The 25,059-nt window shown below is 65.2% G+C and carries 23 protein-coding genes; 14 read left to right on the top strand and 9 right to left on the bottom strand.

Annotation, left to right across the window (positions count from 1 at the left end):
* Nucleotides 1-21: 21 nt before the first annotated feature.
* Nucleotides 22-921 (bottom strand): AEC family transporter, encoded by a 900-nt coding sequence (locus ACN8M7_RS02555; protein ID WP_490259668.1) that lies wholly within the window; start codon nucleotides 919-921, stop codon nucleotides 22-24.
* A 272-nt stretch (nucleotides 922-1,193) separates the two neighbouring features.
* On the opposite strand from ACN8M7_RS02555, the gene ACN8M7_RS02560 reads away from it, so the two are divergent.
* Nucleotides 1,194-1,577: a hypothetical protein gene (locus ACN8M7_RS02560; protein ID WP_061237484.1), complete on the top strand. Its 384-nt coding sequence runs from the start codon at nucleotides 1,194-1,196 to the stop codon at nucleotides 1,575-1,577.
* A gap of 76 nt (nucleotides 1,578-1,653) precedes the next feature.
* Here ACN8M7_RS02560 and ACN8M7_RS02565 read toward each other — a convergent pair whose 3' ends face one another.
* Nucleotides 1,654-2,745, bottom strand: coding sequence for a fatty acid desaturase family protein (locus ACN8M7_RS02565; RefSeq protein ID WP_490259669.1), 1,092 nt, complete (start codon nucleotides 2,743-2,745; stop codon nucleotides 1,654-1,656).
* A complete protein-coding gene (locus ACN8M7_RS02570; RefSeq protein ID WP_061237482.1) occupies nucleotides 2,742-3,830 on the bottom strand; it encodes a ferredoxin reductase in 1,089 nt (362 codons plus the stop codon). The genes ACN8M7_RS02565 and ACN8M7_RS02570 overlap by 4 nt, the downstream gene beginning before the upstream one ends.
* 144 nt (nucleotides 3,831-3,974) lie before the next feature.
* On the opposite strand from ACN8M7_RS02570, the gene fabR reads away from it, so the two are divergent.
* The 9 genes from fabR (at nucleotide 3,975) to ACN8M7_RS02615 (ending at nucleotide 11,255) form a co-directional block, all read left to right on the top strand.
* On the top strand, nucleotides 3,975-4,661 hold the full coding sequence (fabR, locus tag ACN8M7_RS02575; RefSeq protein WP_490259670.1) for an HTH-type transcriptional repressor FabR: 687 nt from the start codon (nucleotides 3,975-3,977) through the stop codon (nucleotides 4,659-4,661).
* A gap of 112 nt (nucleotides 4,662-4,773) precedes the next feature.
* A complete protein-coding gene (gene ureE, locus ACN8M7_RS02580) occupies nucleotides 4,774-5,274 on the top strand; it encodes an urease accessory protein UreE (RefSeq protein ID WP_061237480.1) in 501 nt (166 codons plus the stop codon).
* Nucleotides 5,275-5,308: 34 nt separating this feature from the next.
* On the top strand, nucleotides 5,309-5,983 hold the full coding sequence (locus ACN8M7_RS02585) for an urease accessory protein UreF (RefSeq protein WP_061237479.1): 675 nt from the start codon (nucleotides 5,309-5,311) through the stop codon (nucleotides 5,981-5,983).
* A 16-nt stretch (nucleotides 5,984-5,999) separates the two neighbouring features.
* Nucleotides 6,000-6,614: an urease accessory protein UreG gene (gene ureG, locus ACN8M7_RS02590; protein WP_490259671.1), complete on the top strand. Its 615-nt coding sequence runs from the start codon at nucleotides 6,000-6,002 to the stop codon at nucleotides 6,612-6,614.
* Nucleotides 6,615-6,638: 24 nt separating this feature from the next.
* Nucleotides 6,639-7,211 (top strand): HupE/UreJ family protein, encoded by a 573-nt coding sequence (locus ACN8M7_RS02595; protein WP_490259672.1) that lies wholly within the window; start codon nucleotides 6,639-6,641, stop codon nucleotides 7,209-7,211.
* Between the two features lie 169 nt (nucleotides 7,212-7,380).
* The gene (locus ACN8M7_RS02600; RefSeq protein ID WP_490259673.1) at nucleotides 7,381-8,289 is read left to right on the top strand and encodes a glycerophosphodiester phosphodiesterase family protein; all 909 of its coding nucleotides are present in this window, start codon (nucleotides 7,381-7,383) and stop codon (nucleotides 8,287-8,289) included.
* 527 nt (nucleotides 8,290-8,816) lie between these two features.
* Nucleotides 8,817-9,431 (top strand): LysE family transporter, encoded by a 615-nt coding sequence (locus ACN8M7_RS02605; RefSeq protein WP_490259674.1) that lies wholly within the window; start codon nucleotides 8,817-8,819, stop codon nucleotides 9,429-9,431.
* Nucleotides 9,432-9,668: 237 nt separating this feature from the next.
* The gene (locus ACN8M7_RS02610; protein WP_490259675.1) at nucleotides 9,669-10,256 is read left to right on the top strand and encodes a cytokinin riboside 5'-monophosphate phosphoribohydrolase; all 588 of its coding nucleotides are present in this window, start codon (nucleotides 9,669-9,671) and stop codon (nucleotides 10,254-10,256) included.
* 63 nt (nucleotides 10,257-10,319) lie between these two features.
* Nucleotides 10,320-11,255 carry a DUF808 domain-containing protein gene (locus tag ACN8M7_RS02615; protein WP_490259676.1) on the top strand — a complete coding sequence of 312 codons (936 nt, stop codon included), beginning with the start codon at nucleotides 10,320-10,322 and terminating at the stop codon, nucleotides 11,253-11,255.
* Between the two features lie 316 nt (nucleotides 11,256-11,571).
* On the opposite strand, the gene ACN8M7_RS02620 is transcribed toward ACN8M7_RS02615, so the two are convergent.
* The 3 genes from ACN8M7_RS02620 to ACN8M7_RS02630 form a co-directional block, all read right to left on the bottom strand.
* A complete protein-coding gene (locus tag ACN8M7_RS02620) occupies nucleotides 11,572-12,468 on the bottom strand; it encodes a transglutaminase family protein (protein WP_490259677.1) in 897 nt (298 codons plus the stop codon).
* On the bottom strand, nucleotides 12,465-14,951 hold the full coding sequence (locus ACN8M7_RS02625) for a circularly permuted type 2 ATP-grasp protein (RefSeq protein ID WP_490259678.1): 2,487 nt from the start codon (nucleotides 14,949-14,951) through the stop codon (nucleotides 12,465-12,467). Before ACN8M7_RS02625 ends, ACN8M7_RS02620 begins: the two co-directional genes overlap by 4 nt.
* 119 nt (nucleotides 14,952-15,070) lie before the next feature.
* Nucleotides 15,071-18,364 carry a transglutaminase family protein gene (locus ACN8M7_RS02630; protein WP_490259679.1) on the bottom strand — a complete coding sequence of 1,098 codons (3,294 nt, stop codon included), beginning with the start codon at nucleotides 18,362-18,364 and terminating at the stop codon, nucleotides 15,071-15,073.
* Between the two features lie 222 nt (nucleotides 18,365-18,586).
* Here ACN8M7_RS02630 and ACN8M7_RS02635 point away from each other — a divergent pair, with 222 nt between their 5' ends.
* Genes ACN8M7_RS02635 through ACN8M7_RS02645 form a run of 3 tightly spaced genes read left to right on the top strand, consistent with a single transcriptional unit; the run spans nucleotide 18,587 to nucleotide 22,778 of the window.
* Complete coding sequence (locus ACN8M7_RS02635) at nucleotides 18,587-19,369, top strand: efflux RND transporter periplasmic adaptor subunit (RefSeq protein WP_061237469.1); 783 nt, start codon at nucleotides 18,587-18,589, stop codon at nucleotides 19,367-19,369.
* Nucleotides 19,366-20,685, top strand: a complete 1,320-nt coding sequence (locus ACN8M7_RS02640; RefSeq protein ID WP_490259680.1) for an efflux RND transporter periplasmic adaptor subunit — start codon at nucleotides 19,366-19,368, stop codon at nucleotides 20,683-20,685. Before ACN8M7_RS02635 ends, ACN8M7_RS02640 begins: the two co-directional genes overlap by 4 nt.
* A complete protein-coding gene (locus ACN8M7_RS02645; protein WP_490259824.1) occupies nucleotides 20,682-22,778 on the top strand; it encodes an efflux RND transporter periplasmic adaptor subunit in 2,097 nt (698 codons plus the stop codon). The genes ACN8M7_RS02640 and ACN8M7_RS02645 overlap by 4 nt, the downstream gene beginning before the upstream one ends.
* A gap of 6 nt (nucleotides 22,779-22,784) precedes the next feature.
* On the opposite strand, the gene ACN8M7_RS02650 is transcribed toward ACN8M7_RS02645, so the two are convergent.
* Entirely contained in the window at nucleotides 22,785-23,276 is a 492-nt protein-coding gene (locus ACN8M7_RS02650) for a GNAT family N-acetyltransferase (protein WP_061237466.1), read from the bottom strand.
* A 64-nt stretch (nucleotides 23,277-23,340) separates the two neighbouring features.
* Between ACN8M7_RS02650 and ACN8M7_RS02655 the strand changes: the two genes are divergently transcribed.
* A complete protein-coding gene (locus tag ACN8M7_RS02655; protein ID WP_061237465.1) occupies nucleotides 23,341-23,643 on the top strand; it encodes a DUF6916 family protein in 303 nt (100 codons plus the stop codon).
* Nucleotides 23,644-23,662: 19 nt separating this feature from the next.
* Here the strand turns inward: ACN8M7_RS02655 and ACN8M7_RS02660 are convergent, their stop codons facing one another.
* Both ACN8M7_RS02660 and ACN8M7_RS02665 read right to left on the bottom strand, forming a co-directional pair.
* Nucleotides 23,663-24,235: a phage tail protein gene (locus tag ACN8M7_RS02660; RefSeq protein WP_490259681.1), complete on the bottom strand. Its 573-nt coding sequence runs from the start codon at nucleotides 24,233-24,235 to the stop codon at nucleotides 23,663-23,665.
* 19 nt (nucleotides 24,236-24,254) lie between these two features.
* On the bottom strand, nucleotides 24,255-24,842 hold the full coding sequence (locus ACN8M7_RS02665; protein WP_490259682.1) for a phage tail protein: 588 nt from the start codon (nucleotides 24,840-24,842) through the stop codon (nucleotides 24,255-24,257).
* Nucleotides 24,843-25,059 lie beyond the last annotated feature (217 nt).

A 25,059-nucleotide genomic window follows, 5' to 3' on the forward strand; every position in this document is an offset into this window, starting at 1 on the left:
GCCTGCATCCGCAGGCGAGCTTCACATGCCCAGCAGCATCATCCACAGCGGCAGCGTCACCGCCGAGAGCAATGTCGACAGGGAAATCGCTGCGCTGACGCTGCGGGTGTCTTCAGCTCTGCGCGCGAAGGCCATCACGTTGACCCCGCTGGGGCAGGCAGCAAGCAGCACCAACACGCTGCGCGCGCTCTCGTTAAGCCCCGGCAACAGGCCGCTGAGACACCATACCAATGCAGGAAACAACACCAGCTTGGCCAGCCCCACGCCCCAGGCCTCTGCGGTAGGGCGCAGGCGGTAACGCGACAGGCTGGCGCCAAGCACGATCAACGCACAGGGCAGCGCAGCCTGGCCGAGCCAGGTGATCGCCCGCCACAGGCTTTCCGGCACCTGCAGCCCGGACAGATTGAGCAAGGCTCCCAGCCCCAGGCCGATGATCATCGGGTTGGCCAGATTCTTCAGCAACGCGCGACCGTCGACATGCTCCTGACTGCCGAAGGCGGCATAGAAACTGTGCAGGGAAAACAGCGTGAGGCTGTGGAAAACCAGGATGGCGAACACGTAGAGCAAACCGTCGTTGCCCATCAGGCTGGCGATCAACGGGATGCCGACCAGCACGTTGTTGGAGAAGGCCGCCACCAATCCCAGCGGGGTCGCCGTGCCGCGGCGCCAGTGCGCAAGCGCATTGACCACGACGAACACCAGCAGCACCGGCAGGTAATAGGCCAGTAGCAGCATCGGCGACAGCCCTTCGGCCAACGATGCCTTGGCGATGCCGGCAAACAGCAGCGTCGGCATGAACAGCTTGAAGGTGATATTCGCCAGCCCGGCGGCCGACTCACTGGTGAGCCACTGACGCCAGCCGAGCAGGTAGCCGAGAACGATCAAAGCGAAGATCGGCAAAATTGCCTGTGCCGCGAGCATGACTGGAGCTGTCTCCGGGGAACGACTGAAGAGGACGGGTCGAGCACGACCCGCGAGGGCCGCCAAGCATACCCGTGCCGGGCAGCCGGCGCGACGCCTCGCGGCACATTCTCAAGCGCACTGACGCCAACCCAGAAGCACCGAGATAGAGCCTCTCGATCAAGTATTGAAGGTATCGATGTTCACTATCAGGCCAGTCAAGTTCTTATCTGCGCTCATGTCCTCAAGAATTGACTCCGACGCCACTTATTACTCCCGACGGAGACATCGACATGAAAACCCAACTGACCCTCGCCGCCCTGGCCCTTAGCCTGATGACCACCAGCGTATTCGCCGCACCGAGCAGCGCGCCCTTCCCACTGGTCGGTGAAGCCAAGGACAGCCAGGTGCAACAGCAACCCGTCGCCCCGCTGGCCGAGAACGGCTCCGAGCGTACGCCTGGTGCTCAACGCATTCATCTGGCCGAAGACGGCTCCGACCGCACCCCTGGCAGCCAGCGTATCCAACTGGCAGAAGACGGGGCTGAACGCACCCCCGGTGCTCAACGCATCCAGCTGGCTGAAGACGGTGCCGAGCGGACTCCCGGCAGCCAACGCATGCAGTTGGCGGAAGGCGGCTCCGATCGTTTGATCGAGCAGCGTGGGCACACGGCCTGAACGCGGTCGTAACCCCCCAAGCCCGGCACATGCCGGGCTTTTTCATGCCGGCGATCTACAGAAGCGTTCAGTCACGCTATTGGCTGCTCCCCCCTTCGGCAGGGGGCAAGCGGTAAATCCAGATTCGCCGCAGCACCGTCCAGAACTGGCTCGACAGGGTTCCGCAGTTGTAGTGCTGACCATAGCGCTCGGCAATCAGGCGTACCTCGCACGCCAGCTCGGCATAACGCCGCGCCGGCAGATCCGGAAACAGGTGGTGTTCGATCTGATGGCTGAGGTTGCCAGTGAGGATGTGCAGCAGCGGCCCGCCGGAGAGATTGCTCGAACCACGTAGCTGGCGCAGATACCAGTGGCCGCGCGTTTCCCCCGCCACGACCTCCGGTGCGAATACCGCAGCCTTCTCGGTGAAATGGCCGCAGAAGATCACCAGAAAGGTCCACAGATTGCGCAGCAGGTTGGCCACCAGGTTGCCCGCCAGCACGGCCAACGCATTGGCACCGAGCAGCAGCGCCAGCAAAGGGAACAGCAGGTAGTCCTTGCCCCACTGCCGAACCAGCTTGGCCCCGAACTGACGCGCCAGTGGCCGCACTTCGTCCTTGCTGATGCGCCCCTTGACCAGCTTGTCCAGGCGCAGGTGCTGGATGGCCACGGCGTACTGGAACAACAGCGCCTGGATCGTCACCCACAGCGGCTGCCAACGGTAGAACGGCTTCCAGCGCTGCTCCGGGAACAGCCGTACCACGCCATAGCCCACGTCGTCGTCCATACCCAGCACATTGGTATAGGTGTGATGGATATGATTGTGCGTGTGCCGCCAGAAGTCGGCCGGCCCAACGATGTCCCACTCGTACTGGCGGCCGGCGAACTCCGGGTCGTTCATCCAGTCGTACTGGCCGTGCATCACGTTGTGGCCCAGCTCCATGTTCTCGAGAATCTTGCCCAGGCCCAGCAGCAGGGAGCCGAGCAGCCAGGTCGGGGCAAACCAGCCGAACATCAGCAGCGCCCGGCCGCTCCAGCAGCACAGTCGCACCACACCGCGCACACGGCGGATGTAACGCGCATCGGCTGCCCCCAGGTCGGCCAGGGTACGCTGGCGCAAGGCATCCAGTTCGACACCGAAGGCCTCCAGTTCCACAGGGCTCAGTTCGCGATCAAGACGGGCATTCACAGGTCGATCTCCACATCCCCATGCGGGGCGCTGACGCACAGACGGATGGGCTGCCCCGGCTCGGCGAACAGTTCGCCGCTGCGCAGATCGCGCACGGTGCCAGCCAGCAACGTGCAGGTACAGCTGGCACAGATACCCTGTCGGCAACCATGCGCAGGCCGCAAGCCGTGGTCCTCGGCCTGTTGCAACAGGCTCTGCACGCCATTGCCGGCCACCTGCTGGTGGCTGCGGGCGAAGCCAAGCCGAAGCTCATCCGCCGCTCGCACAGTCAGCGCCCGCAAGGGCGTGAAACTTTCCAGTTGCAGACTGCCGCCACGCTCGGCCGCCAACCACCACTGGCGCAGCTGCTCGACGAACCCCTGCGGGCCACAGCCCAGCAGATGAGCTCCCGGCGCTTGCGCCAGATCGGTCGCGTTGATCCGCTCACCGTTCTCTGCACTCAATGCCCAGCGCAGGTGCAGGTTGCGATGCCGCGCAGCCAGTGCCTGCAGCTCCTCGACAAAGGCCCGTTGAGCCTGCCAACGCACCTGATGCAGCAGCGTCACCGGCGCGCTGAAACCACGGGCCAGGGCATCACGCAGCAACCCCAGCAGCGGCGTGATGCCACTGCCAGCTGCGACCAGCATTACCGCGCGCTCATCGTCCGGCCATTTCAACTCGCCAAAGGCGGGCGCCAGCTCCAGCACCTGGCCAACCGCGACCTGATCGAGCAAGGCATTGGACATACGCCCACCCGGCTGCCGCTTGATCGCCAGTTCGATGCGACCATCGGGCTGCACTGCCGTCAGGCTGTAACTGCGTGCATGGCGCACACCATCCTGCTGCAGATGCAGCTGCACGTGCTGCCCGGCGCGCCAGCCAAGGGCGTTGCCGTTGCAACTCAGGGTCAGCGCCAGCATGTCCTCGGCAACCCAGCGCCGTGCCTCGACGCGTGCCTGAATCCGGTTCAGACGTAAAACGGGATGGATGAGCCGCAGAAAGAAATCGGCATCGGCCTCGCGCAGCCAGCCATTGCCACACAGGTGGCGCAAAGGCTGCAGCGGGCGGCGCAGACGACGCGCGAGAGACAGGGGTATCAGAGCCATCATGCCTTCCAGTGAACAAGTGTTCACAATGCTCGCAGGCGCCCGCCACTCAGTCAACACTTGTACACTGGAAGACCGTATGCGGTTCGACGCTCACTGCCCGCATTTGCTAGAGTGCGCCATCGCTCAATGACTCGATCTCGCATGACGCCACGCGCCGAACAGAAGCAGCAGACCCGCCAGGCCCTGATGGACGCCGCGCTCACCCTGATGGAGAGTGGCCGCGGTTTTGGCAGCCTGAGCCTGCGCGAAGTGACGCGCGTCGCCGGCATCGTGCCCACCGGTTTCTACCGTCACTTCGCGGACATGGACGAACTGGGCCTGGCGCTGGTAGCGGAGGTCGGCGAGACCTTTCGCGCGGCGATTCGCCAGGTACGCCGCCACGAGTTCGAGATGCGCGGCATGATCGACGCCTCGGTACGTATCTTCCTCGCCGAGGTAGCCGCCAACCACGGCCAGTTCCTGTTCCTGGCTCGCGAACAGTACGGCGGTTCACAGCCGGTACGTCAGGCCATCGCAGCCCTGCGCGAACGCATCACCAGTGATCTGGCCGCCGACCTCAAGCTGATGAACCGCATGCCGCACCTCGGCGATGCAGCGCTCGACGTGGTTTCCGATCTGGTGGTCAAGACCGTGTTCGCCACCCTGCCCGAGCTGATCGACCCGCCCGCCGAAACCCTGCCTGCCCACCTCACGGCGGAAGCCAAGGTCATCCAGCAGCTGCGCTTCATCATGGTCGGTGGCAAGCATTGGCTGGGCCCAGGCAAGCCTGCCGAGCAGAGTGCACCACAATCGTGCAAAGCAGACGAAAACGCACCAAATAAATCCTGACCGCCTCACCAAGTTATCCACAGCGCGCAGAAATGCGCCGCGCTGCGGCACGCTTGCGCCTTGGCAAGCCACTTGCACTATTTCCGGGCACATTGCCCCGGAATAGATGCACATGCTGGTGATCCACACCCGAATCGCGCCGCAAACCGATTACAGCGCTGAACTGGAACTGACCTTCGAGGCGCGCAGCAAAAGTCGTCTGCGCTGCTTCACCACCACAGGTGAAGAGGTTGGTCTGTTCCTCGAACGCGGCCAGCCGGCACTGGCCGATGGCGAATGCCTGCAGGCCAAGGACGGTCGCATCGTGCGCGTGCGCGCCAAGGCCGAGCCGCTGCTGCACGTCACCTGCGCCAGCTCCTTCGAGCTGATGCGCGCTGCCTACCACCTGGGCAACCGCCACGTCGCCCTGCAGCTGGGCGACGGCTGGCTGCGCCTGCCCGACGACTATGTACTCAAGGCGATGCTGGAGCAGCTCGGCGCCCTGGTCGAAGCCATCGAGGCGCCGTATCAGCCCGAGCAGGGAGCCTACGGCGGCGGTCATCATCACTCCCATCATGGTGACGAGGAGTTCAACTACGGCCCGCGCCTGCACCAGTTCGGTGTCCGCAAGTGAGGTCGAACCGCGCAGGACGCACCGGAGCCGCGTCATGAAACCCGCCTGGGCATTGTTGCGCCTGGCCAGCCCGCAGCTGCCCATCGGTGGCTACAGCTATTCGCAAGGTCTGGAATGGGCCATCGACAGCGGTCTGGTCAGCGATGCAGAGAGCGCCGAGCGCTGGCTGGCCGATCAGCTCGCGCTCAACCTCGCCCGTTTCGAAGCGCCGTTGCTGCTCGCTCACTGCCGCGCCGCCGCAAACGCTGATTGGGCAGAGCTGCAGACGCTGGCCGAGCAGCACCGCGCCAGCCGCGAAACTCGCGAACTGGCCCTGGAAAGCCGGCAGATGGGCTACTCGCTGCGGCAACTGCTCGACGGCCTGCCCGAGCTGGACGAAGCGGCGCGCAAGCTGCTCGCAACCCAGGATGAACCCGGCCTGGCCCTGGCCTGGGCACTGGCGGCACGCGCCTGGCAGATCACCCCGGATGACGCCCTGGCCGCCTGGCTCTGGGGCTGGCTGGAAAACCAGCTCGCCGTACTGATGAAGGTGCTGCCACTCGGCCAGCAGGCCGCCCAGCGCCTGACCAGCCGCCTGCTGCCGCAGCTCGATGCTGCCCAGCAGCAGGCCGCCAGCCTTTCCCCCGAACACTGGGGCAGCGCCGTGTTCGGCCTGGCCCTGGCGAGCATGGCGCACGAGCGCCAGTACTCGCGTCTCTTCCGCTCCTGACGAGGAACAACAGCAAATGAACAGCCAACCCCTGCGTGTCGGCATCGGCGGCCCGGTCGGTTCCGGCAAGACCGCCCTGACCCTGGCCCTGTGCCGCGCCCTGCGCGAGCGCTACAACATCGCCGTGGTCACCAACGACATCTACACCCAGGAAGACGCCCAGTTCCTGGTGCGCAACGAGGCGCTGGAACCCGAACGCATCATCGGCGTGGAAACCGGCGGCTGCCCGCACACCGCCATCCGCGAAGACGCCTCGATCAACCTGGAAGCCGTGGAACAACTCAACCGCCGCTTCCCGGGTCTGGACCTGATCATCGTCGAGTCCGGCGGTGACAACCTCTCCGCCACCTTCAGTCCCGAGCTGTCCGACCTGACCCTGTACGTGATCGACGTATCGGCCGGCGACAAGCTGCCGCGCAAGGGCGGCCCCGGCATCTGCAAATCCGACCTGCTGGTGATCAACAAGGTCGACCTGGCCCCGATGGTCGGCGCCTCGCTGGAGGTCATGGAACGCGACACCCTGAAGATGCGCGGCGACAAGCCCTTCGTCTTCAGCAACCAGAAAGTTGGCCAGGGTCTCGACGAGATCATCGCCTTCATCGAACGCCAAGGCATGCTCAGCACGGCCTGATTCCCGTCAAGGAGAAAGAAGCTCATGAATCTGCGCAAAACCCTCTACGCCATCGCCCTGTTCTGCACCCCCGCGCTGGCCTTCGCCCACCCCGGGCACGGTGAGTCCGGCCTGATGGCCGGCCTGGCCCACCCGGTGTTCGGTCTGGACCACCTGCTGGCGATGCTCGCCGTCGGCCTGTGGGCCGCTCAGCAAAGCGGTGCGGCGCGTTGGGCACTGCCGCTGACCTTCGTCGGCAGCATGCTGATCGGCGGCCTGCTCGGCTTCGCTGGCGTGCAGATGCCGCTGATGGAAACCGGCATCGCCGGCTCGGTTCTGGCTTTCGGCCTGCTGGTGGCCGTGGCCGCGCGTTTGCCGATGGCAGTATCCATGGCATTGACCGCCCTCTTCGCCTTGACCCATGGCGTCGCCCACGGGCTGGAGCTGCCGGACCTGGCCAGCCCCTTCGGCTATGCCATCGGCTTCATCTTCGCCACCGCGGCCCTGCACGTCATCGGCTTCGCACTGGTGCGTTTCCTGCCACAAGCGGCGGCGCCGCTGGTGCGCATCGCCGGTGCCGCCTCGGCAGCGACTGGTGTCTGGTTGCTGGCCAGCTGAGCGCGGGTAACTTCTCTGCCAAGCGGTACGGTGCTGCGCATGGTGCACCCTGAGGGATAGGGTGCGCCGCACCTCGCCGCGCCGGGCTCGGCACCCCAAGAGCCACAACGCTTGCCAATGCCCCTGTACTGGGGCACAAAGTCCCGAACCGGTTTCGAGACCTTGCCCCATGCTGCGCCTCACTCGATTTCTGATCGCTCCACTGCTGCTGATCGGCGGCGTCATGCTGCTACTGGCACTGATCAGCAAACCGGCGAGCACACCTGCGCTGCTCGAAGATCTCGGCCAGCGCCCGCTGGTCATCGCCCATCGTGGCGGCATGGGCCTGTGGCCCGAGAACACCCTGTTCGCCTTCGAGCGCGCCACTGCCCTTGGCGTCGACATGCTGGAAATGGATCTGCAGCTGAGCCAGGACGCCAGGCTGGTGCTGATCCACGACGACACCCTGGAACGCACCACCAATGGCCAGGGCGAGGTCGCGCATTTCAGCCTCGCCGAGCTGCAAGCGCTCGACGCCGGCTACACCTGGACGGCCGACGGCGGCCAGAGTTATCCCTACCGAGGCCAGGGCACGCGCATCGCGGCGCTGGACGAGGTGTTCGAACGTTTTCCGCTGACACCCAAGATGCTGGAAATCAAGGTGCCCGATGTCGGCATGGAGGCCGTGCTCTGCGAGATGCTGGCAGCCTACGACCAACTCGACCGCGTCATCGTGGCCAGCGCTCATGAACGCAGCCTGCAGCGTTTTCGCCAACTTTGCCCGGAGGTCGCGACGGCGGGCGGGCCGGTCTCGCTGCGCCTGTTGCAGACCCTGAACTGGCTGGGGCTGAGCGACCTGCTGTCACCGTCCTACTCGGTGCTGCAGATTGCCCAGCCGCACATGAACCTGGCTACGCCGCGCCTGCTTCGCAATGCCCAGGCTCGCGGCCTGCACGTGTACCTGGGGACGATCAACGAGCAACCCGGCATGCGCCAACTACTGGAAATGGGTGCCAATGGTCTGATCACCGACTACCCGGATCGCGCGCTGCAGCTGCTCGGCCGCTCCACGCAACTGAGTGCGCTACCCAGCGAATAAGCCGAGAAGAAGACCAACACGGCGGCCGAGAACCCTGCCGCCGTGGCGAGCACTGCGATCTATCACCAGCTTATCCACAGCATGATCAACAGCATCCGGGGATAATCCACTCAGCTCTGCTGCTGCGCCCAAAAAAAGCTGGACAAAACCCGCTCTACCTCAACCCAAAATCGCCTCGAACAGCCTTGATCAAAATTCCAGCAAAGCGCTGGAGCCTGCTTAATTCGTGGCCTGCAGCAATAGGTACATAAGTTATCCACAACATCACCCACAGCTGCCGTGGACAAATACGAAGCGCCTCTACAGCTTCGCTAAAAACTGTCAAGCCTCTGTATACAAAGGAAAAAACTCACTGCTCAAATCTTCACCAGCAAGCCGAGAACGCTGTGATACAAGCGCTACAGCCAGACACCACCAGCTTATCCACAACTATTCCCACAGCCTTCGTGGAAAACTTTATTTTTCAGACTGGCATGCTGCCTGCTAAGCGAATTAGCCTTCTTTTCCCTGCCTAGTAAGGACGCTCCATGTTCAGCTTTTTCCTCGCCGCCATGCTGCTCGGCTTCGTATTCAACGCAGCTCCCGGTGCCGTTTTCAGCGAAACCCTGCGCCGCGGCCTGCGTGACGGCTACAGACCTGCGCTGCTGGTGCAGATCGGCTCACTGGTAGGCGACGCCACCTGGGCCGCGATCGGCCTGACCGGGCTGGCGCTGCTGCTCGACAGTGCGCAGATTCGCTATCCGCTGACGCTGGCCAGTGCCCTGTATCTGGCCTGGCTCGGCTATCAGTCGCTGCGCGATGCTCACCGTCCGCCGCAACCCAGCGAGGATGTCCAGTTAGCTGCTGGCGGCGCCTTCGCGGCCGGTGCCGCGCTGTCGCTGACCAATCCGCAGAACATCGTTTACTGGGCCGCCATGGGAGGCGCGATGGCGGCCATCGGCGTCGCTCAGCCGACACCCACCCATCTGGCGGTGTTCTTCGCCGGTTTCATGGTCTCTTCGGTGCTTTGGTGCTTCATCTGCGCGGGCCTGGTGGACTGGTTCCGCCGCGCCGCTTCGCTGCTCTGGCACCGCCTCACCTACGCCGCCTGCGGCGCGGCGCTGCTGGGCCTGGCCGGCATGAGTGCGATGGAGTTGGTCTGATCACAGCGCGTCTATCGCCATCATCGAAACAATTTAACGGCGCGGCACCAGCAAGCGGACTAGCCTGAAACACATATCCCCGCGTCAGGAAGCCGCGCCATGCACATCAACGACCTGCTCAAGCAACTGCTCGCCAGCTACGCCTGCGCCACCTGCGGCATTGATACGCGCCACTGACTCTTGGTCGTGCCACGGCGCCCCGGTTACCCTTGACGGCTTCAGTCGAGGAGCCTGTTCATGACCCTGCGTAGCGTCTGTGTCTTCTGTGGTGCCAGTCCTGGCGCCAGCCCCATCTACCGTGAAGCGGCCGAAGCGCTTGGCCAGCACCTGGCCGAGCGCGGCCTGCGCCTGATCTATGGCGGCGGCGCCGTCGGCCTGATGGGCGTGGTGGCCGATGCGGCCCTCAACGCCGGCGGCGAGGTGATCGGCATCATTCCGCAGAGCCTGGAGCGTGCCGAGATCGGCCATCGTGGCCTGACCTGCCTGGAAGTGGTGGATGGCATGCACGCGCGCAAGGCGCGCATGGCCGAGTTGGCCGACGCCTTCATTGCCCTGCCCGGCGGCCTCGGCACCCTGGAAGAATTGTTTGAGGTATGGACCTGGGGCCAACTGGGCTATCACGCCAAGCCACTGGGCTTGCTGGAGGTCAACGGTTTCTACAGCAAGCTTGGCGATTTTCTCGATCACCTGGTCGCCGAGCGCTTCGTCCGCCCGCAGCACCGCGACATGCTGCAGATTGCCGATAGCCCACGCCATCTGCTCGACGCCCTGAGCGAGTGGAGCCCCAGCGTGGCGCCGAAGTGGGTGGATCGCTCGCCCGTCTGAGCCGGTACGCAGGGATGTAACACAATGCTACGCTCTGCGGCCCTCCACCAAGGAAGCCGCAACATGGCCGGAAGCAGCCTGCTCGCGCTGATCGACGATATCAGCACCGTACTCGACGATGTCGCCACCATGACCAAGGTCGCCGCGCGCAAGACTGCCGGCGTGCTGGGTGACGATCTCGCGCTCAATGCCCAGCAGGTCACCGGGGTGCGCGCCGACCGCGAGCTGCCGGTGGTCTGGGCAGTGGCCAAGGGCTCGCTGCTGAACAAGGCGATTCTGGTGCCCGCCGCACTGCTGATCAGCGCCGTGGCGCCCTGGCTGGTGGTGCCACTGCTGATGCTCGGCGGCCTGTTCCTCTGTTTCGAGGGTGCAGAAAAACTCGTGCACAAGCTGCTGCACCGCCACCAGGATGATGATAAGCAGGCGCGCCTGGAGGCCATCGCCGACCCGGAGGTCGATCTGGTGGCGTTCGAACGCGACAAGATTCGTGGCGCCGTGCGTACCGACTTCATCCTCTCGGCGGAAATCATCGCCATCACCCTGGGTACGGTGGCGACTGCCAGTTTTATCAATCAGCTACTGGTGCTCAGCGGCATCGCGCTGGTGATGACAGCAGGCGTCTACGGACTGGTCGCCGGGATCGTCAAACTGGACGACGCCGGCCTCTACCTCAGCCAGCGTACCAGCGCGTTCACCCAGGCCTGTGGTCGCGGCATCCTGGGCCTGGCGCCCTGGCTGATGAAGACGCTTTCGGTGGTTGGTACCGCAGCAATGTTCATGGTCGGTGGCGGCATCCTCAGCCATGGCCTGCCGCCAGTGGAGGCGGCCGTTCATCATGCTGCCGAGTGGGTCGCACGCGATGCCGGGCACTGGCTGCCGCTGATCGTGCCCACCCTGCTCCATGCCTTGCTCGGCATCCTGGCCGGCCTGCTGACGCTGCCTCTGGTCAACCTGGTCGGCCGGCTGTGGCAGGCTGTCCGCCCAGCCAAAACCGAGTAGACGATCAAAGCGCGCGCAATGCTCTGCAGCCCTTGGTTCACGCCGCCTGCAAGCATTGCCCCCAAGCTTATCCACAGGTTGCTCCACACTTTTCGTGGATAAGCGCATGAGCGCTGCAGAGCGCGCCAGATTCGTCCGAGCGAACCGGGCAAGCCTCTGGTTTCATTGATTTTTTCTGCCCAGCCCCAGTCTATTTCGTCTGCCTGGCGAAAAGCTGAACAATCCCCTGAAAGGCCCGAAACCACAGGTTTGCAGCGCTTGTTCCAGAATTTGTGTACAGAGTTACCCACAGATTCCGTGTACAACTGCCGCCCCGCTACCCTGCCAGCGGCAGCACCGTTACCTGCACTTCGGGATCATGACTGCCGCCACCGAGGATCACCCCACGCAGCGGCGATACATCGGAGAAATCCCGCCCCCAGGCCAGGGTGATGTGCTCCAGCGCCGGGCGCACGTTGTTGGTCGGATCGAAATCCACCCAGCCCTGACGCGGGCAATACAGCGAGATCCAGGCGTGCGAGGCATCCGCACCGATCAGCCGTGGCTGGCCGGGGGGCGGCTGGGTCAGCAGGTAGCCGCTGACATAGCGCGCCGCCAGGCCGCGCGAGCGCAGGCAGGCGAGCATCAGGTGGGCGAAGTCCTGGCAGACGCCGCGCCTCTCTTCCAGCACCTGCAGCAGTGGCGTCGCGACCTGGGTGGCAGCGGCATCGAAGCTGAATTCCTCGAAGATCTTCTGCATCAACGCCTGGCCGGCCTGCAACAGCGGACGACCCGGGGTGAAGCAATCGTCGGCGAAATCGGCGAAGACCTGCTTGAGGCGCACATAGGGCGACTCGAAGCGGTAGCGTGATGCCTCGAGCAAGGCCGGCTCCATACGTGCGCCGCTGTAGCTGAGCGCCGCGCTGGCGGCTTCCCAGCTCGGCGAGTCGTCGAGAGCCAAAGGCGGGCGCGCCAGCACCTCGACGCGCAACCGCGCACTGACGCTGAGCGCCTCGTGCGGGCGCTCGAACACCAGGCGCGTCAATGGGTTGCCGAACACGTCGAGGCCGTCGCGGCGCTGGCAGGGCTGCGGGTCGATGCGCAGCTGCTTTTCCTGGCAACGCTGCCAGGGGCATTCGCGCGGCCACAGATGCGCCAGTTGCTGGGCCAGGGATACCGGCGCCGAGTAGCGGTAATGGGTGTCGTGAAGAACCTGATAAAGCGCACGGCTCATGAGGATTGCGTCCGTTGGCTGACATCGACATGAGCGAAGAAGCGCAGCCCAAGGTGATCGGATACCGCTCCGGCGGCTTCGCTGATGGCCACCAGCAGGTCGGCCAGGCCCTCGAGCACGGCACGGGTGCTGCCGGGGCCGAACAACGGGTTTTCCAGGCTGGCCAGGTTGAAGGCCGTGAGCTGCTCCTCCAGGTACGCCAGGTAGCGCTCGGCCGGCAGTTCGAAACGTTCGCTGACGCCCTGCAGCGAGCGCAACAGGGTACGCAGCTGGAACAGCACCGCATGCGGGTTCTGCTCGTCCAGCAGGAGCAGATCAAGCACCGGAATCAGTTGCGCCGAGGCCAGGTAGCGGGTGCGGTAGGTGATGCTGCTGTTGCCCAGCTCCAGCAGCCACTCCAGCGCCGACTGGTCGGTAGCCGAGCCGCTGCGCAGGAAGCCGGCGAAACTGTCGCAGAGAAACTGCAGGCGCTCGATGTAGCGACCGAACATCAGAAAGCGCCAGCCGTCGTCGCGGGTCATGTCGTCGAGGGCGAAACCGGAAAGCGCCGCCAGCGACATCAACAGGCGGTTGAGAAAGTCCAGCAGCTCGCCGAAATCGGCCGGCTGGTCTTCGAGCAGTTGCGCCTCGCGCTGCAGCTCGACCAGCGCCTGCCAGTTGGCCTGGGACAGCTTGCCGCGCACGCTGCCGGCAGCCCATTGCAGACGCTGCAGGTTGGCGCGCAGGCTGGCGGGCCAATCACTGCCGAGCAATGCCTGTAGCAGGCGCGCCTCCAGCTCGCCCTCCTCCGGATCAGCCAGCAGGCCCAGGTCCTGCGCCAGTGCAAGAGCGCTCTGCAGCGCCTGCGGGTCATCGTCATCGTCGACGTAGCGCGCCAGCATGATACGCAGCAGGCGCGCGCTGCCCTCGCAGCGCTCGGCGTAACGGCCAAACCAGAACAGGTTTTCCACCACGCGCGAGGGCAGGAAGGGGTCGCTGCGCACCAGATCGGCAGTGCCGAGAGTGCGCTGCGTCTGCCAGGGTTCGGCACCACTCTGGCGGGTGCCAAGCACCCAGGTGTCCTTGCTCGCGCCGCCGCGCTGCATCGACACCACCTCGGCATCGGCCTCGGCGGCGACGCGGGTCAGGCCACCGGGCATCACCCGGTAGCCGTCGGCGCTAGCCACGGCGAACACGCGCATGCCGATGGCGCGCGGCTGCAAGCCACTGCCATCCCACACCGGCGCCTGCGACAGCTTGGCCCGCGCCTGCGCCACATAGGCATACGGGCGCAGCTTGAGGCGCTCGGCCAACTTGGCCCGCTGCGCCTCGTCCAGGTCACGGCCGAACACCGGGGTGAAACTCTGCGAGGGGAACGCCGGACGCACCAGCAATTGGTCGAGCTTCTCCAGTGCCTCGTCCAGCACCGGCGGCTCGCCGCACCACCAACTGGCGATGGACGGCAACAGCAACTCTTCGCCGAGCAGGTGTTCACTGATCGCCGGCAGGAAACCGGGCAAGCCAGGCGACTCCAGCACCCCACTGCCCAGGGCATTGGCCACCAGCACGCGACCACGACGCACGGCCTCGAGCAGGCCGGGCACGCCAAGCGCCGAATCGGTGCGCAGCTCCAGCGGGTCGCAATAATCGTCGTCGAGACGACGCAGCACCGCGTGCACGCGGCGCAGACCGGCCAGGGTCTTGAGGTAGAGGGTGGCGTCGCGCACGGTCAGGTCGCTGCCCTCGACCAGCGGGTAGCCGAGTTGGCGCGCCAGGTACAGGTGCTCGAAATAGCTCTCGTTGAAGCGCCCCGGCGTCAGCAGCACCACCAGCGGCGTCTCGCCACCGCTGGGCGCCTGACGCGCCAGGGTGTCCTGCAGGGTGCGGAAGAAGCCGGCCAGGTACTGCACGCGCAGGTCGCGGTACAGCTCGGGGAAGGCGCGCGAGACGATCTGCCGGTTCTCCAGCGCGTAGCCTGCACCCGACGGTGCCTGGGTACGGTCGGCAGTGACCCACCAGCGGCCGTCCGGCGCGCGGGCCAGATCCACCGCATACAGATGCAGCCAGGTGCCGCCCGGCGCCTGCATGCCCTGGCAGGGCCAGAGGAAATTGTTGTGACCGAACACCAGTTCGGTCGGCAGCAGGCCTTCGGCGATCAGCTTTTGCGGGCCGTAGAGATCGGCCAGCACGCGGTTGAGCAAGGTGGCACGCTGCGCCACGCCGGCGGCGATCTGCTGCCACTCGTCAGCGGGGATCAGGTTGGGCAGCAGATCCAGTTCCCACGGGCGATCCGCGCCTTCGGGGTCGGCATAGACGTTGTAGGTGACGCCGTTCTCCTGAATCTGCCGCGCCAGCATGGCCTCGCGCTGCGCCAGATGTTCCGGGCGGCTGCGCGCCAGTTGCTCGTAAAGGCGGCGCCAGTGCGGGCGCACGTTGCCCTTGGCGTCGAGCAGTTCGTGGTAGGCCCCGGCAGGGGGCGGATAATCGGCTAGCAGGTCGTGCATGGCAGGCTCGGCAGTGGCAAGGCGGTGCAGCGTGACGCAGGTTGATGTGCCGCATCTGTGGGAGGCGCTTCAGCGGCGACGGTTCGCGGCTAAAGCCCCTCCCACAGAAGGGATCAACGTCAAACTCGACGCAGATCCAGGGTCATCGGCAGTTCATTATTGTCTATCGGTTGCAGGGCCGGGCGCTTGCCTGGGCTGTGGCCCAATCGGAAGAAGCGCGCCAGGCGCCGGCTCTCGGCCTCGTAGGCGTTGACCGGCAGGCTGTCGTAGTTGCGCCCGCCCGGATGCGCGACATGGTACTGGCAACCACCCAGCGAGCGCTGCATCCAGGTGTCGATCAGATCGAACACCAGTGGCGCGTGCACGCCGATGGTCGGCTGCAGGCAACTGGCCGGCTGCCAGGCACGAAAACGCACGCCCCCGACGAACTCGCCGACCTTGCCGGTAGGCCGCAGCGGCACCGGTACGCCGTTGCAGGTCAGCACGTAGCGATCCGGCGCCATCCCCGCCACCTTGACCTGCATGCGCTCCAGCGACGAGTCGACATACCGTACCGTGCCGCCGGTGGCCCCCTCCTCGCCCAGCACATGCCAGGGCTCCAGCGCCTGGCGCAACTCCAGGTCGATGCCCTTGACCGCGAAATCGCCAGCCTTGGGAAAGCGAAATTCGAAGTGCGGGGCGAACCACTCGCTGCGCAGGCGATAGCCGAAGCAGCCCAGTTCCTGCAGCACGTCGGCGAAGTCCTGCTCGACGAAATGCGGCAGCAGGTAGCGGTCGTGCAACTCGGTGCCCCAGCGCACCAGCTTGGCCGGGCGATAGGGCTCCTGCCAGAAGCGCGCGATCAGCGCACGCAGCAGCAGTTGCTGGGCCAGGCTCATCTGCGCGTGTGGCGGCATCTCGAAGGCGCGCAGTTCCAGCAAGCCGAGGCGGCCGCTGGCCGAGTCCGGCGAGTACAGCTTGTCGATGCAGAACTCGGCGCGGTGGGTATTGCCGGTGACATCCACCAGCAGGTTGCGCAGCAGGCGGTCGACCAGCCACGGCGGGCAGTCGCGGCCAGGTTCGGGCATCTGCGCGAAGGCGATCTCCAGCTCGTACAGCGCATCGTTGCGCGCCTCATCCACGCGCGGCGCCTGCGAGGTCGGGCCGATGAACAGACCGCTGAACAGGTAGGACAGCGACGGATGGTTATGCCAGTAGCTGATCAGGCTGCGCAGCAGATCGGGACGGCGCAGGAACGGCGAATCGCTCGGCGTCGCCCCGCCGAGGACGAAGTGGTTGCCGCCGCCGGTGCCGGTGTGGCGCCCGTCGATCATGAACTTCTCGCTGGACAGACGCGACTGACGCGCCGCCTCGTAGAGAAACTCGCAACGCTCGGCCAGCTCATCCCAGCTCGCCGCCGGATGGATATTCACCTCGATCACGCCCGGATCAGGGGTGACGCGAAAATACTGCAGACGCGGGTCGAGCGGCGGCTCGTAGCCTTCCATCAGCACCGGGCAATTGAGCTCGGCAGCCACAGCCTCGATGGCCGCGACCAGCTCCAGATAATCCTCGAGGTGGCTCAGCGGCGGCATGAACAGGTACAGCCTGCCCTCGCGCGGCTCGGCACACAGCGCGGTGCGTACGATACCGGCAGCCGATTGCCCGCTGGCCGGGCGCACGCTCTGCACATTGGCGCTGGCGCCACGCCAGACACCACGCAACTGGCGCTGGACCTGCGCCGGGCTGGGCAAGGGCGGCAGCGTCTGACTGGGATCGACCGGGTTGATATAGGGGTAATCGGCCTGGCTGACCCAGGGCAACGAATCCAGCGGCAGGCGGTAACCCAGCGCCGAATCACCCGGCAGCAGGCGGCAGTGCTCGTCACGCAAGAACCAGCGCCCGCTCTGCCAGCCCTCGCCCACCACCTGGCGGGCCAGTGGCAACACATGGCCGACCACGCTATCGAGGCCCTGCTCGAACACCTTGCGCAGGCGTTCACGCTCCAGCGGGTCGCTCAGACGCGGATCATCGGGAGTGACGTTGTCCGGCAGCTTGCGCTCGCGCCACAGGTAGTAGAACCAGTCCTCATAGGCCGGAAAGACGTTGCCGGCATCCACGTTCAGGCGCGCGGCCAGAGTCGCCAGGAAGCGCTCGGCGGTCTCGGCGGTGGCGCCATAGCCACGTTTCTCGTCAGCCAGCAGCTTCGGCTCATGCCACAGCGGCTCACCGTCGCGGCGCCAGAAGCAGTTCAGCGACCAGCGCGGCAACTGCTCGCCCGGGTACCACTTGCCCTGGCCGAAATGCACCAGCGCCTTGGGCGCGTAATGCTCACGCAGGCGATAGAACAGATCAGCAGCCAGGCGACGCTTGTTCGGGCCGAGAGCGGCCGTGTTCCACTCGTCGTCATCGGGATAGTCGAGGGCGACGAAGGTCGGCTCGCCGCCCATAGTCAGGCGCACGTCATGTTTCTGCAGATCCTCGTCGATCTGCCGTCCCAGCGCCTGGATCGCCTGCCACTGCGCCTCGCTGTAGGGCTTGGTGACGCGTGGCGCCTCCCACACGCGCTCGACGCTCATCAGGTGCTCGAACGCCACCTCGCACTCGTCCAGCCCACCGGTGATCGGCGCCGCCGAAGACGGCTCGGGGCTGCACGCCAGCGGGATGTGGCCTTCGCCAGCGAACAGGCCGCTGGTGGGATCGAGGCCGATCCAGCCGGCGCCGGGCAGGTACACCTCGCACCAGGCGTGCAGGTCGGTGAAGTCCTTGTCGGTACCGCTGGGGCCGTCGAGGGATTTGACGTCGGCCGTGAGCTGAATCAGGTAGCCGGAAACGAAGCGCGCCGCCAGGCCCATGTGGCGCATCAGTTGCACCAGCAGCCAGGCCGAATCGCGACAGGAACCGGAGGCGTTCTCCAGGCTTTGCTCGGGCGTCTGCACGCCGGGCTCCATGCGAATCAGGTACTGGATATCGGTCGACAGACGCTGATTCAGCGCCACCAGGAAATCGATGCTCGGCACCGGTTCGCGGGAGATGCTCGCCAGGTACTTGGCGAACAGCGGCGTGGCTGGCAGCTTGACCAGGTAGGGCGCCAGCTCGCGTTGCTCGCCTTCGGTGTAGGTGAAGGGAATGCGCTCGGCGTAGGGCTCGAGGAAAAAGTCGAAGGGATTGAACACCGCCATCTCGGCGACCAGATCCACCTCGACCTTCAGCTCGCGGGTCTTCTCCGGGAAGACCAGACGCGCCAGGTAGTTGCCCTGCGGGTCCTGCTGCCAGTTGATGAAGTGCTCGCCAGGCTCGACCTTCAGCGAGTAGGAAAGAATGCGTGTGCGGCTGTGCGGCGCCGGCCGCAGACGAACGACCTGCGGCCCGAGGTTGACCGCGCGGTCGTAGCGGTAGTGGGTGACATGATGCAGCGCGACATGAATCGACACGGCGGCCTCCTGCTAGCCTGGACGATACCCAGTGCAGCGCAAGACTTATGCCAGGGCCCAGGCCTCACGCCAGCTAGGCTGATCGGAGACCTGGCGCACCAGAAGCAGGCCGCGCGCGCACCAGAGTCGACATCATGCACCATCTAGATGCGCTGTTACGGCCAATTTGCCATGATCGGCTTCTACCGTAGACTGCGCTGACTCCATGCAAGGACGTATGCCATGCCGCGCCACAGCCCTCTCCCCACCCTCTTTGGCTTGCTGATCGTTGCATTCAGCTCGCTGGCCTGCGCCGAAGACCCACTACTCGACTCACTGACGCCGGTCGCCACGCAATCCGCCGAGCGCCAGGTCCGTGGTGTACTGCGCGCGCACAACCAGGCCGTGCTTTCCAGCGAGCTGCCTGGCCGTATCATCGAGATGCCGTTCAGCGATGGTCAGAAGTTCAACAAGGGCGACGTACTGGTGCGCTTCGACTGCAGCGCCTATCAGGCTCAGCTCAATGCCGCCCAGGCTGCAGCTCGGGCTACCCGCGAAGAGCTGAACCACAAGAAACAGCTGGCCGCCCTCAACTCGGTGGGTCGCTTCGAAGTGGCACTGGCCGAGGCTCGGCAGGCACAAGCTCAGGCCGAAACCCAGGTGTACCAGGTACAGGTGAAGCGCTGCAGCGTCACGGCGCCCTTCAATGGGCGCGTGGTTCTGCGCCGCGCCCAACCCCACGAGAGTGTGGCCAGCGGCACTCCGCTGCTGGATGTGGTGGACAACGGCACGCTGGAAATCTACCTGCTGGTGCCGTCGAGCTGGCTCAGCCGCCTGCAGCCGGAGCAGACCTTCGACTTCACCCCCGACGAAACCGGCAAGCCGATCAAGGCCAAGGTCAAGCGCCTGGGTGCACGTATCGATGAAGGCAGCCAGACCCTGCTGCTGATCGGTAGCCTGCCCGATGACGTCCAGGGCCTGCTCGCCGGCATGAGTGGTACGGCCCAGTTCCAGGTGACGGAATGAACGCACCACTGCCCGGCACGGCAGAGCGCGTTTTCGCCCTGTTTCTTGGCCTCGAGCAACAGGCGCGCAAGGCCGCCAACTGCGAACAGCTGGCCTTCGCCATGGTCAATGATGGCCAGGCATTGTTCGGTTTTCGCCATGCGGCGCTGTTGATCGCCGGCAAGGTGCAGGCGCTGACCGGCATCAGCGTGGTGGAGGCGCATTCTCCCTTCGTCGCCTTCGTCGAACGGGCCAGCGCGACCCTGCTCAAGCACGAACGTCTGGATGAGGGACATAACGTCGACCCCAGCCATCTGGACGAACAGACGCGCGCGGACATGAACGATCTGTCCGCCGCACATGCCTACTGGCTGCCGCTGAAAAATCGCAGTGGCGAAACCTTCGGCGGCCTGTGGCTGGCCCGCGACAACCCTTTCAGCGACGCCGAGCAGTCGCTGCTCAGGCAGCTGGCCGACACCTACGCTCACGCCTGGCTGGCGCTGCAGCCACACAAGCCCTGGCGCATGCGCTGGCCACGCAAGAAGCTGGTGGCGGTTGCGGCCGCACTTTCGCTGCTGTTGCTGATCCCGGTGCGCCAGTCGGTACTGGCGCCTGCCGAAGTCGTGCCGCTGGGCGGCCGTGTCGTCGCCGCGCCGCTGGATGGCGTGATCGCCGAGTTCCTGGTCAAACCCAACCAGAGCGTCGCGACCGGCGACCTGCTGGTGCGCTTCGATGCCACCAGCCTCAAGGCCCAGGCTGACGTCGCGGAGCGCGCGCTGGGCGTGGCAGAGGCCGAACTCAAGGCCAACAGCCAGCGCGCCTTTGCCGATGCCGAATCCAGCGCCCGCCTCGACCTGCTGGCTGCGCGCGTCGAGCAGAAGCGTGCCGAGCGCGACTATGCCCGGCAACTGCTGGCTCGCAGCGAAGTGCGCGCCGAGCGGGCGGGCATCGCGGTTTTCGCCGACGCCGAGCGCCTGACCGGCAAGCCCGTGCAGACCGGCGAGCGGCTGATGCAGATCGCCGACCCGACCCAGGCCGAATTGCGTATCGAACTCCCCGTGGGTGACGCCATTGCCCTGCAGCCGGGTGCCGAAGTGGCACTGTTTCTCGACAGCGATCCGCTCAATCGCCATGCAGCGCAGCTTGAGCGCTCCGCCTACGAAGCCCAGACCACCGCCGCCGGGCAGTTGGCCTATCGCCTGGATGCGCGCTTCGTCGAGGCGCCACCGCGCGTGGGGCTGCGAGGCACCGCCAAGCTGTTCGGTGAGCGAGCCCCGCTGGCCTATTACCTGCTGCGTCGCCCCCTGGCCGCCGCCCGCCAGAGCCTGGGTTTCTGATGTTGCCTGCCCTGCGCCCCGACCTGCAGCTGTCGCCGGCAGCCCCCGGCCTTGACGGCGCGCCACAGTGGACGCTGGCAGACCCGCTACGCGGTCGCTATTTCAAACTCGGCGCCGCCGCCGTACGCCTGCTGCGTCACTGGACACTGGGCGAGCCGCAGCGCGTTCTGGCCGCCGCCAATGCCGAACCTGGCCTGCCATTGGGCCAGGCCGAACTGGAGGACATGCTGCGTTTTCTCAGCAACCACGACCTCATCGCCGCCCTGGACGACAAACAGCGCGCCAGCTACGCGATGAAAGCCGCCGCCCAGCGCCAAAGTCCGTGGAAACGGGTGCTGCATCAATACCTGTTCTTTCGCATTCCTCTGTGGCGGCCCGATCCTTTCCTCAACCGCGCCTGGCCCGTGCTCGAACGCCACGGTTCCTGGCTGCTGCGCTGGGGCCTGCCGCTGGTCTTCGCCCTGGGACTGTTCCTGGTGATGCGCGACTGGCAGCGCTTTCTTGCCACCTTCCCCCACCTGTTCAGCCTCGGTGGAGCCCTGGCCTTCGGAGTCGCACTGACGTTCGCCAAGCTCTGTCACGAGTTCGGCCACGCCTTTATGGCCAAGCGTGCCGGCTGTCGGGTACAGAGCATGGGCCTGGCGTTCATGGTGATGCTGCCGATGTTCTATACCGACGTCAGCGACGCCTGGCGCGTGCGCGACCGCCGCTCGCGGCTGCTGATCGGTGCAGGCGGCGTGTTCGCCGAGTTGCTGTTGGCGGTGCTGGCGCTGCTGGCCTGGTCGTTGCTGCCCGATGGCCCGCTGCGCACTTCGGCGTTCATGCTGGCCAGCGCCACCTGGATCACCACCCTGGTGATCAACCTCAACCCCTTCATGCGCTTCGATGGTTACTTTCTGATCAGCGACCTGTGGAGCGTCGACAACCTGCAGAGTCGCGCCTTCGCCCTGTGCCGCTGGCGCTTGCGTGAGGCTCTGTTCGGCTATGGCGAGCCAGCACCGGAACCCTGGTCGCCAAGCATGACCCGGCGCCTGCTGATCTGGGGCTACGGTTCCTGGATATGGCGCGCAATCCTGTTCCTTGGTATCGCGCTAGCGGTCTATCACCTGTTCTTCAAGGTGCTCGGCATCTTCCTGATGCTGGTGGAACTGCTCTGGTTCATCGGTCTGCCCATCTGGCGCGAACTGGGAGAGTGGTGGCAACGCCGCGAGCAGGCTGACTCGCGCAAGGTACTGATCACCGGCCTCGCCCTTGGTGCAGTACTGCTGGTGCTGGTGGTGCCCTGGCGCAGCTCGGTGGAAATACCGGCCCTGCTCGAAGCGTCACGCACCAGCGCCCTGCATGCGCCGGTAGCCGCTCGCCTGAAAGCCGTGCACGTGCAGGACAGCCAGAGCGTTGCGGCTGGCGACCTGCTGCTGGAGCTGGACTCACCCGATCTCGACTCGCGCCAGGCCATCGTCCGTCGCGAAATCGACATTCTTCAGTTACAGCTACGCCGCCAGTCCGCACGCAGCGAAACGGCGGCCGATGCCGGTATCCTCGAACAACGCCTGGCCGAGGCCGTCGCCGAATACCGCGGCTTGGCCGCCCAGCGTGAGCGCCTGCAATTGCGTGCCCCGCAGGCCGGCACAGTACGCGACCTGCAACGCGACCTGACCCCTGACCGCTGGCTGCATCCGGCCGAGGCGCTGGCGCGCATCGTCGAGCCGGGGCTACGCCTGCGCGGTTATCTGGCCGAAGAAAGTCTCTGGCGGATCGAAGTGGGTAACGAGGGACGTTTCATCACCGACGATCCGGCACGCCCGGCAATGCGAGTGCGCCTGGACGAGGTGGACGCCACTGGCGTCGCCTACCTGGAGCTGGAAGCACTCAGCTCCGATCACGGTGGCCCCATCGCTGTACGCCGCGACGCACAGCGCCGTGCGGAACCGGTGCAGGCGCAATATGGCGTACGCCTGACCCTGCTGGATGGCGACATCCACCCCGATCATCCCCTGCGCGGCATGGTGGTGCTGGACGGTGAACGCCAGTCGCTGCTGGGCGCCGCCTGGCGGCGGATCGCGGCACTTGGCGTACGCGAGAGTGGTTTCTGAGGTACGTCAGGCTGCTGACTGCGGCTCGCGGCGCATCTGGAGCTGAACCGCATCCTCCGCGCCGGATAGGGCACGAAACCCCAGCCGCTGGTAGAGACGCAGAGCGGGATTGTGGCGCATCACCGCCAGCTCCAGCGCCTTGCCCTGCAGGTCGGCCTTGCCGATCAGCGCCTTCAGCAAGCGCTCTCCCAGGCCCTGCCCGCGGTAGCGCTCCAGCAGGCCGATATCCAGCAGGCGAATGGCTTGCGCTCCCTCGTGCCAGGTGAGTGCCCCGACCGGCTCTGCATCGATCAGTACGACCTCAGTACGGGCATCCGGGTAATGACTGGCGAAAACCTGGCGCTGCAGTTGCCATTGCTGCTCCAGCAATTGGGGACAGGCTGCCAGCAGCTCAGGCTGCAGACCCCGCAGTTGGGCGAATAGCTGGCGCAGCCAGGGCTCGTCGGCCTCACTAGCAACACGTCGCTGGAGCTCACTGCCGGCCTTCATCTCGTTCATGGGCTGCTATATTTCCCCTGCTTGGCAGGCAATGCCAATTATTCCTAAGCACAGGGAGTGACCCATGCTCATCGATACCCAAGGCCTCAAGGCTCGGTCTTTCAACGCGGAAATCGGCCAGTTGTTCACGGCAGAGACCGTTCCCGATCCCGTCCAACTGACCCTGCACAGGCTGGTAGAGGGAGCCGTGGCGAACAACGGTTATCGCACGCCCTTCTCGCTGATCTTCACCACCCCCATGAACGTGCTGCTGCTGGAGGCACAGTACCGCCTCAAGAGCGCCAGCGGCCGCGAATACATGCTCTACCTGAGCCCGATCGTCTCCCCTGGCGACGGCCTGCGCCACTATCAGGCCCAGTTCAACTAGGCCTGATAGTGGCGACCGATCAAGGGCGTTCTGGATAGAGCCCCACGACACAGATGCACTGCGTCAGGGCCAGTACCGGCTGCAGTATGCCCACAGGCTGGTTCTGACCACTGACCGCTAGCTGAACGCTCATCTGCAGTTGCGCGGGTAACTGCACAGAGCCTGGCGCGGGCGCGTAGATCTGTACCGCTACGTCCTCGCGACCATAGTTGCCAAGGCTTTGCCCGGGCGTGCTGGTTGCCGAGGCCTGGCTTGCAGTGGCGGGGGAGTCCGCTTCCTGCAGGGCCACGTTCACCTGAGCAACGGCATCGTGATGGTGCTGGGGCAGGTTGTTCAGCAGCAGTGTGGTGCTTTCGGTCCCGGCCATCTCGCCAGGCTCATATTGCCCGCCGGCCCCCACCGCGACCCGCCCATTGAGGTTGGGCAAACCGAAAGTGGTGGTGCCATTACCTCCATAGGTAGTTCCTAGCAGAGAGAACAGTGCATCGAACTGGGCAATCGACAAAAGCTGCCCACTACAGGTCATCCAGCCTCGCGGCGCGAAGTTTCCAGCAAAGGGGGCGACTACCCCCATGTAGCTGTCGATATCCATTGCAATACTCCTCGAGCCATCAATCGCGTGGGGGGAAGATCCCTTGCAGGCAGATGATGTAGTTGATGACGGTGAAGGGCTGGAGGATGGAGAAAGGCTGGTTGCCGCCTGTAGCGCCCACGGCCACGGTAGCCGTCGTGCTAAGGGGTAGGCTGACCGAACCAGGGGCCGGCGCGTAGATCTTCACGTCGACTGACTCGCGGCCATAAGCGCCGGAGGCACTGGCCAACACGGTGCTGGCTGTCGGCGTGGCCGTGGTGGCAGCAGCGCTGCTGGTCGGCAAGGAGGCGCTGGCCGAGACCGTGGCAGCATGGTTGTGAGCGGGCATCTGCAGTTGTGTCAGGGTCATGGTTTCCTGGCCTGCCTGCTGCCCCAGAGGATGCAGCGTGGTGCCTGGCGACTGCCCTGCCCCCATGGGTACACGGCCCTGCAGGTTGGGCAGGGCGAAGTTGTTCTGGCCGTTCCCCCCATAGGTCGTGCCGATGACGGCAAAGAGCGCTTGGTTCTGATTGATTGGCAGCAATTGCCCCTGGCAAAAGGCCCAGTTACGGGGTGCGAAGTTGGGTGCCCAACCACTGATCGCACCAATGTAGGACTGATCGCTCATGACTATTCCTTTTCGATTATGGTCGCGTGATCACGGAGTCGCTCGATCCGCCGACTTCTTCCTTGCGGCCCGAGCCGATAAGAACCATAGCTGACATCCTTACAGGCAAAGATTTATTTCTCGGGGCTCCTAGCCATTGCCGCAGGAACAACTAAACTGCTTCTATGGCCATTGAAGGCACAATGCCACCAATCACACTTGCATGCCCATTCACCAA

This window comes from Pseudomonas spartinae (assembly GCF_965197125.1).
Lineage (GTDB): Bacteria > Pseudomonadota > Gammaproteobacteria > Pseudomonadales > Pseudomonadaceae > Aquipseudomonas > Aquipseudomonas composti_A.

Excerpts from the sequence above, each read along its gene's own strand:
- ACN8M7_RS02600 (WP_490259673.1), top strand. The coding sequence starts at position 7,381 with ATGCTGCGCCTCACTCGATTTCTGATCGCTCCACTGCTGCTGATCGGC.
- ACN8M7_RS02570 (WP_061237482.1), bottom strand. The coding sequence starts at position 3,830 with ATGGCTCTGATACCCCTGTCTCTCGCGCGTCGTCTGCGCCGCCCGCTG.
- ACN8M7_RS02560 (WP_061237484.1), top strand. The coding sequence starts at position 1,194 with ATGAAAACCCAACTGACCCTCGCCGCCCTGGCCCTTAGCCTGATGACC.
- ACN8M7_RS02640 (WP_490259680.1), top strand. The coding sequence starts at position 19,366 with ATGAACGCACCACTGCCCGGCACGGCAGAGCGCGTTTTCGCCCTGTTT.
- ACN8M7_RS02555 (WP_490259668.1), bottom strand. The coding sequence starts at position 921 with ATGCTCGCGGCACAGGCAATTTTGCCGATCTTCGCTTTGATCGTTCTC.
- ACN8M7_RS02625 (WP_490259678.1), bottom strand. The coding sequence starts at position 14,951 with ATGCACGACCTGCTAGCCGATTATCCGCCCCCTGCCGGGGCCTACCAC.
- ACN8M7_RS02605 (WP_490259674.1), top strand. The coding sequence starts at position 8,817 with ATGTTCAGCTTTTTCCTCGCCGCCATGCTGCTCGGCTTCGTATTCAAC.
- ACN8M7_RS02650 (WP_061237466.1), bottom strand. The coding sequence starts at position 23,276 with ATGAACGAGATGAAGGCCGGCAGTGAGCTCCAGCGACGTGTTGCTAGT.
- ACN8M7_RS02660 (WP_490259681.1), bottom strand. The coding sequence starts at position 24,235 with ATGGATATCGACAGCTACATGGGGGTAGTCGCCCCCTTTGCTGGAAAC.
- ACN8M7_RS02665 (WP_490259682.1), bottom strand. The coding sequence starts at position 24,842 with ATGAGCGATCAGTCCTACATTGGTGCGATCAGTGGTTGGGCACCCAAC.
- fabR (WP_490259670.1), top strand. The coding sequence starts at position 3,975 with ATGACGCCACGCGCCGAACAGAAGCAGCAGACCCGCCAGGCCCTGATG.
- ACN8M7_RS02615 (WP_490259676.1), top strand. The coding sequence starts at position 10,320 with ATGGCCGGAAGCAGCCTGCTCGCGCTGATCGACGATATCAGCACCGTA.
- ACN8M7_RS02595 (WP_490259672.1), top strand. The coding sequence starts at position 6,639 with ATGAATCTGCGCAAAACCCTCTACGCCATCGCCCTGTTCTGCACCCCC.
- ACN8M7_RS02655 (WP_061237465.1), top strand. The coding sequence starts at position 23,341 with ATGCTCATCGATACCCAAGGCCTCAAGGCTCGGTCTTTCAACGCGGAA.
- ureE (WP_061237480.1), top strand. The coding sequence starts at position 4,774 with ATGCTGGTGATCCACACCCGAATCGCGCCGCAAACCGATTACAGCGCT.
- ACN8M7_RS02620 (WP_490259677.1), bottom strand. The coding sequence starts at position 12,468 with ATGAGCCGTGCGCTTTATCAGGTTCTTCACGACACCCATTACCGCTAC.
- ACN8M7_RS02610 (WP_490259675.1), top strand. The coding sequence starts at position 9,669 with ATGACCCTGCGTAGCGTCTGTGTCTTCTGTGGTGCCAGTCCTGGCGCC.
- ACN8M7_RS02635 (WP_061237469.1), top strand. The coding sequence starts at position 18,587 with ATGCCGCGCCACAGCCCTCTCCCCACCCTCTTTGGCTTGCTGATCGTT.
- ureG (WP_490259671.1), top strand. The coding sequence starts at position 6,000 with ATGAACAGCCAACCCCTGCGTGTCGGCATCGGCGGCCCGGTCGGTTCC.
- ACN8M7_RS02585 (WP_061237479.1), top strand. The coding sequence starts at position 5,309 with ATGAAACCCGCCTGGGCATTGTTGCGCCTGGCCAGCCCGCAGCTGCCC.